Genomic DNA, 6382 nt, shown 5'->3' with positions numbered 1-6382 from the left:
ACAAACCCAAAAATTTCTCGAACGCGAGTTCCAGGTCAGGAATTTTTCTTTTGCCTTGTAGTTTTGTCAGTCAACCAGCTGTTAACTCCAGATGATTGTCAAGTAGATAATGTCTACACTTTAGTCAACCTCGAAGGGAACAATAAGAAGTACAACAGTCACTTGGCGGCTGTAAAAGGGCTAGTCGGCTCGGCAGTAACTGTTGACGTGTACAATAACGCCACTATTACTGTAAGATCAGAAAACTTGAACAAGATTCCTTCATCAGTCGATCGACCAAAATTGCTACAGACTTTAAAACGGATCGGACGACTACACGAAAAGGCTGAATCGTTTGAGCCAGCAGTAACCAATTTTCTCAAAGGCATAAGCAAGCAGATTAATGTATCTCCCCTGGAAGAAGATATTTTGTTTTGCATAGAGCAACACTGCGGAGTTTTTGAATCAGAAAGTAAATTGTAGAAGCGGCAGCTACTAATGAGAGTGCAGTATAGTGAACACTTTTGTCCAAATGTCATTTCTTATAAGTCAGCTCCTAGAGAGCGTTTCAAGAAATTAATGGATGTTAACCATATCCCGCTCTCAGTAGTAACAAATCAGCAGTAAGAACAAGAATCAATCATGTCAACTAAGTGTAGAAACAGAAAAGTATGTCTCAACGGTTGAATCGTCGTCACTTTATTCAGGCTTGGGTAGCAACAGCGGCAAGTGTCGGAGTCTCTGCCCTTCATGCTTCTGCCACAGGTTCCCATAATGAAGTTCATTCTCAGTATGACTACATTGTGATTGGTGCTGGTTCTGCTGGAAGTATAGTAGCCTCAAAACTTGCTGCTTCTGACTCAGCTATGAATGTTCTTTTGATTGAGGCTGGAGGATTCCCAACGTCAAACCAAATGTATTCACCAAGCGATTGGTTTGAAGTCTTACAAAAGTATCCAGAAATTGAATGGCAAGGGTATCAGTCATTACCACAACTAAATTTAAACAATCGTGTTATTCAGCTACCGCAAGCAAAAGTTTTAGGCGGATGCGCGTTGCATAATGCTACGGTTTATGTACGAGGTAGCCGCTCTGACTTTAATGAATGGGGCAAGGTAGCATCAGGCTGGTCGTGGAATGATGTTTTGCCATATTTCGAGCATGTGGAGCAGACCATGAAAGTTTTGATCGGTGAAGCAGATGATTTCATCAACGACTTGTTTGCCGCAGCTTCGGAATATGGCTTGCCTGAAAACCTCAACTACAATACTAGCGAGAGCCAATATGGATACTCTTTATTTCAATTTAATAACATCAAGCGACCATCAGAGCTTGTTCGAGAAACTACATTTAACACTTTTCTGTCAAATCTCCCAGATAATTTAACCCTGCTAAGTCAGGCTCTTGTAACTCGAATTTTATTTGATCGAAACGCTACAGCGATCGGTGTTGAATACATCAAAGACCAAAATAAACATATTGCTTACGTACAGAATGAAATTATTTTAAGCGCCGGTGCGATCGCCAGTCCAAAAATCCTGATGCTTTCAGGCATCGGTGACGAGAGCCAATTGGCAAAATTTAACATTCCTACAGTTGCAAATATTCCAGAAGTAGGGAAGAATTTACATGACGATCTTTTTGTCAGTGCCGGATTCTCTATTCCCGAAACCCAAGAAGTACCAACGTATGCGTACAGTCTAGCTCCGGCTGTCATTTTCGGTTCTACACAAAATAGCAGTTCATTTGTCGATATAGAATCTTCAGTGGGAGTAGGCACGCTAAAAGGTTTCTCGGGTCCAAAACATTCTTTTTGGTTATGGCCCAATATCATGCACTTAGAAAGTAAGGGAACTGTTACCCTGCGCTCAAACGCTCCTGATGAACCTCCTGTCATTGACCCAGGATATCTAACCGCATTAGGGGATCTCCAAAAGTGTAAAATGGCTCTTCAGTTAGGCATTGATATTGGTAATAAAGTAGGTCAATGGAGGGAAAGACAGATTGCTCCAGAACCAAATCAGGATTTGGAGAGCTATATCAGAGAAAACGCTAATACAACACACCATTTTTGCGGGACTTGCAGAATGGGGAATGATGAGAAGTCTGTAGTGGATACAGAACTTAGGGTTCGTAAAACGTCAGGGTTGCGCGTAATTGACGCTTCTGTATTTCCGCTGTCAATAACTGCAAATACGGCAGCTGCAACCATGATGATTGCCGCTCGGGGAATTGACAAAATGCTACAAAATTCTGCTGTAAGAAATCAGCAGAAAGTTTCCGCGATCCAACCATCAACTTAGAGCAAAATAATGATAAATAGAACATAGTTAGAACAAACTAGTGCATTCTCCCAACCTTGTGAATATTTCAACGACAACTGGCAAGTTTATCAAAAAGTTTTGCAAAACAACTACATAAAACACCGCGAATTTTACAATGTTTTACACGAATTCTTAGTTCACCGCGTTCAAAAGCTATTTCGACTGCTTGACCTTGGCTGTGGCGATGCAAGTATCATTGTTTCAGCTTTACTTGGAACCTCTATTCAAGCTTATTATGGTATCGATATTTCTAGGTAGCGCTCGCGCTCGCGCTAGATAATTTAGCCGTGCTTCCCTGTGCAAAAACATTTATTGCAGGTGACTTTACAGTGTTAGTTCCTCAACCGATCGGTACTCAACAAAAGAGTTTTAATATTATCTTGGCTTCCTTCTCACTCCACTATTTAAAGTTGAAGCAAAAATACGAGCTAATGGGTCAATTACTTCAACTGCTCAATTCTGATGGTGTTCCGATCTTCATCGATATCATTCGTCAAGAGGCAGAGGATCGAACCACCTATATTGACCGCTACTTAAAAAATATACGTCAAGATTGGACAGTACATACCCCTCAAGAAGTTTTGAGTATTGAGACACACATCACTTCCAGCGACTTTCCCGAAACACAGAAAACGCTGCAACAGATGGCGCTACAACATGGATTTTCTTGGAGCGAATGCCTCTATCAAGATAGTCTCGAATTTTGGCAGCTATTATGTTTTTACAAATAAGACTAGGGGTTTTCAATCGAAACAACTGTAGAAAATAAGTTAAACAATGCTACAATTAACTCGTAATAAATGAGCTATTTTCTTTACTATTTAGCTTAGCTGAAAATTTAATATTTAGACGAACTTCTGTTTAACTATTAAACTGGTAATAAATTAGTATTCGAACTATTTTAGATACTTCTTTGTTGCCTATGCTACTCGATTGCATACCGCTCAATCCTTAACAAGTTAATAGGTATAATTAGCTCAAACTTTTTACCTAATTATGTAAGAATAATCTGAAATAATTAGTTGTCAACTATATTGAAAATGATAGAAGTAGCAAGGAGAAAAACATGAAACTTTACAGAGTGATTGCAATAGTTACGCTCGTAATTATGGTAATTATGGGATTTAATGGTCAGAGCGTCTTAGCAGATAATAAGAGAGCAATTCCCATCGTTGGTCTATGGGAAGGTATCGATTTTGATGATGGCGCAACCCATTTACGTTCAATTAGGCGTAACGAAGATGGGACGTTCAGTTTAGCTGGGAATGCTACCTATTTCATGTTGTGTGGTGGCACCGACCGTGGTCTCATCAACGGTACAGGAGTCTTTGAGAAGGAAGTTCTTAAGACTAAGTTATCACTTACATGCTTTAACGATGGTCAAATCATAGAGGGTCTTGAGTCGAACTACGAACTAGATAGCAAAAATGGTACTCTCACAGAGCTAAGGCAATTTGGAGTCAGACCGCCGATCATTTTCCACCTCATCAGCCCTCGACCCAAGTATTAAAGGTTGTGTTGTCTCTATGATGAGTTATCAGCACCAGTAGAATCCTTCACTAGAATTCAAGAGAATTCAAGTAGTAGTCCAAGAAGGAGATTGCTATGAATAGCTCATCAAAGAAACCTTCATATACGGGAAAGGATATTTTCATCGAGATTGACGTACATAAGCGCACCTATTCAGTAGTAAGTGTAGTAGAAGGAATAGTAGTGAAGAAATGGCAAACTGCGGCTGTTCCAGAACAACTAGCCAGGCAGCTAAAAAGTTATTTCCCAAAAGCTAACCTATACAGCGCTTATGAAGCAGGATTTATCTTACATCGAAGACTTGAGGAAGTTGGCATTAAGAATATAGTGGTTAATGCTGCTAGTATAGAAACCACCGTCCATAACCGAGTCAAGACGGATAAGCGAGATGCTTTGAAAATAGCCAGTCTGCTAGAGGTGGGACGCTTGAAAGGAATCAGAATTCCAAGCGAGAAGGAAGAAGCTCAAAGACTGCTCACCCGCACTCGACAACAACTCATCGAAGAGCGGACAGCAGTGAAGAACAAGATCCGGATGAAATGCCATCAAATCGGATTAATCGCCGCTGACGAGCAGCGGAAGATGAGTTATCAATTAGTGCAGGAACTGCTAGAAAAGTCGCCGTTCCAAAAGTTGAACCTAGTTATCGAAGCTTACTGGCAAGTTTGGAAAGCCCTTGATGCTCAGATCAAAAAGCTTGACGAAGAATTAAAACAGCAGGCAGAGGAAGATCCTAACGAGAAAATTTACCGCTCGGCTCCAGGTATAGGACCACTCGGAGCGAGAATCTTATCTAATGAACTGGGAGACATGAGCCAGTTTAACAAAGAGCGACAACTATTTAGCTATACGGGGTTGACTCCTTGCGAACATTCGAGCGGAGACAGCACTCGCAAGGGTCATATCACGCGACAGGGAAACAGTAGAGTTCGAGCTTGTGTTGTGTGAAGCTGCTTGGAGAGCAATAAAAAAAGACACAAGCTTGAAAGAGTGCTTCGAGCGGCTCTATCCTAGAACGGGGAAGAAAAAGGCGATTGTCGCCATAGCTCGCAAGTTAATTGGTCGCATCCGTTCAGCTTTCCGCTCCGGTAGCGAGTATCGCATAACTCCCGTCGCTTAGCGCTTGCTCATAGTTAGCAAAACCATGCTTGAGAGATTTTTGAGAGTAGTCAATTGGCATTTTGCTCTGTAACCCCGTAAATTTTTGCTGTGAGTAGCTTGACTATCCACGTTGTGTTGTTTGCGGTGCAGGGCTTTGAGAACGAATTAGAAAAAGGTGGCACAGCCACGGCAGTGACTACGAATGACTGCTTGTTGCCATTCTCAATTCATCTTTCCACACTGATTAAACACATCAAAAAACGCTTGGAGAATTTCACTGCCACAATTTTTCCCCAGCCCCTTGACAACTCATCATGACTGCAAAAACTTTAGAAGGACAGAAAAACTCTGTTTTAGGAGTTCAGATTATGCAGCCACTCCAAAAATTTGGTTGATGAACTTGACCCGTTTTTGAACGGCTCCTTTCGCTACTGCTTGAATTTGACCTTTCCTCAACATGTTCATAATTTCGTATCCTTTAATTGTTCGCCTTGCAGTATTGAACGAGGCAAACCCCATACCAGGTTTGACTAATCGTTTTATCCCTCGATGGTCTTGTTCAACTATATTATTTAAATACTTGTTCTGCCGTAATTCCACTTGCTCAAATAACTCTTCCTTATCTTTAAGTTCATCTATAGCTTTGGGATAAGCGGCGTTTTTATCAACATTAATCACACGAGGTTCTTGGGTGTGAACTGCATTCAACGTTTTGCGGAAAAACCGTTTCGCGGCTTCAGCGTCCCGCTTGGCTGTGAGCAAAAAGTCCAGGGTGTTTCCATCTGAATCTACTGCACGATACAAGTATTTATCCTTTCCTTTCACCTTGATATAGGTTTCATCCACCCTCCAAGAATCGTTAGTTAACTTCAAGTGAGGACGGCAACGCTTGTCTAATTCTGGAGCATACTGCTGCACCCAACGAAAAACAGTTGTATGGTGAACGTCCAAGCCCCGCTCATTCACCATCTCCGCTACTTGTCGGTAGGAAAGCGGGTAGGTGAGATACCAGCGCACGCACAGCAAGATGATTTCTGGTTCGTAATGACGCCACTTGAACGGGTTAGATTTGAGCATGAAGACGAGCGCGAGCGGATACAATCTCTTACCCTACCATCTGCTGCTTCAGTTTTCGCAACACAACCTGTTTTAGCGCAATCTGTGGCGTTGTTGCATAAAAGGTATGAGATAGGAGTAAAAGGCTAAAGATGAAGAGAAAGTGTCAGAACTGAGATCCCAAATCTTTTTTCTCAATAATATTGAGAGAAATCTCAAGAAATTTAACGAAGAATCAGTGGTTTCAGGAAAAGATGTGAAGTCGAATTCTCAATAATAAATAGTGAGATCTCAGTTCTGGCGCTTTTCCTCCTTAGTACTACAGTTGTAGATAATTGTTAGAATAGGATAGAAGTGCGATTGCGATTGCTGTGATGTTTCAACAAGCTTTA

The 6382-nt window shown here is 41.4% G+C and carries 7 protein-coding genes and 1 pseudogene; 7 read left to right on the top strand and 1 reads right to left on the bottom strand.

Annotation, left to right across the window (positions count from 1 at the left end):
- The 7 genes and pseudogenes from DSM107010_RS36170 to DSM107010_RS36145 form a co-directional block, all read left to right on the top strand.
- Positions 1-462 (top strand): annotated as a pseudogene (locus DSM107010_RS36170) (hypothetical protein); the annotation flags it as partial.
- A gap of 320 nt (positions 463-782) precedes the next feature.
- On the top strand, positions 783-2282 hold the full coding sequence (locus DSM107010_RS36165) for a GMC family oxidoreductase (RefSeq protein ID WP_199756006.1): 1500 nt from the start codon (positions 783-785) through the stop codon (positions 2280-2282).
- A gap of 308 nt (positions 2283-2590) precedes the next feature.
- Positions 2591-3034 (top strand): hypothetical protein, encoded by a 444-nt coding sequence (locus DSM107010_RS36160; RefSeq protein ID WP_199756005.1) that lies wholly within the window; start codon positions 2591-2593, stop codon positions 3032-3034.
- A 335-nt stretch (positions 3035-3369) separates the two neighbouring features.
- Positions 3370-3813 (top strand): hypothetical protein, encoded by a 444-nt coding sequence (locus DSM107010_RS36155; protein ID WP_106169259.1) that lies wholly within the window; start codon positions 3370-3372, stop codon positions 3811-3813.
- Positions 3814-3908: 95 nt separating this feature from the next.
- Positions 3909-4781, top strand: coding sequence for an IS110 family RNA-guided transposase (locus tag DSM107010_RS36150; RefSeq protein WP_199756004.1), 873 nt, complete (start codon positions 3909-3911; stop codon positions 4779-4781).
- Positions 4782-4815: 34 nt separating this feature from the next.
- A complete protein-coding gene (locus DSM107010_RS40680) occupies positions 4816-4953 on the top strand; it encodes a hypothetical protein (protein ID WP_199756003.1) in 138 nt (45 codons plus the stop codon).
- An 89-nt stretch (positions 4954-5042) separates the two neighbouring features.
- On the top strand, positions 5043-5252 hold the full coding sequence (locus tag DSM107010_RS36145) for a hypothetical protein (protein WP_127025285.1): 210 nt from the start codon (positions 5043-5045) through the stop codon (positions 5250-5252).
- 48 nt (positions 5253-5300) lie between these two features.
- Here DSM107010_RS36145 and DSM107010_RS36140 read toward each other — a convergent pair whose 3' ends face one another.
- Entirely contained in the window at positions 5301-6011 is a 711-nt protein-coding gene (locus DSM107010_RS36140; protein ID WP_106169258.1) for an IS6 family transposase, read from the bottom strand.
- Positions 6012-6382 lie beyond the last annotated feature (371 nt).

This window comes from Chroococcidiopsis cubana SAG 39.79 (genome assembly GCF_003991895.1).
Classification (GTDB): Bacteria; Cyanobacteriota; Cyanobacteriia; order Cyanobacteriales; family Chroococcidiopsidaceae; genus Chroococcidiopsis; species Chroococcidiopsis thermalis.
The sequence above is the reverse complement of the archived record's forward strand: the minus strand, read 5'-3'. Positions and strand labels throughout refer to the sequence as shown.

Bases quoted from the DNA above. Each gene is read 5' to 3' on its own strand.
- DSM107010_RS36150 (WP_199756004.1), top strand. From the start codon at position 3,909: ATGAATAGCTCATCAAAGAAACCTTCATATACGGGAAAGGATATTTTC.
- DSM107010_RS36140 (WP_106169258.1), bottom strand. From the start codon at position 6,011: ATGCTCAAATCTAACCCGTTCAAGTGGCGTCATTACGAACCAGAAATC.
- DSM107010_RS36155 (WP_106169259.1), top strand. From the start codon at position 3,370: ATGAAACTTTACAGAGTGATTGCAATAGTTACGCTCGTAATTATGGTA.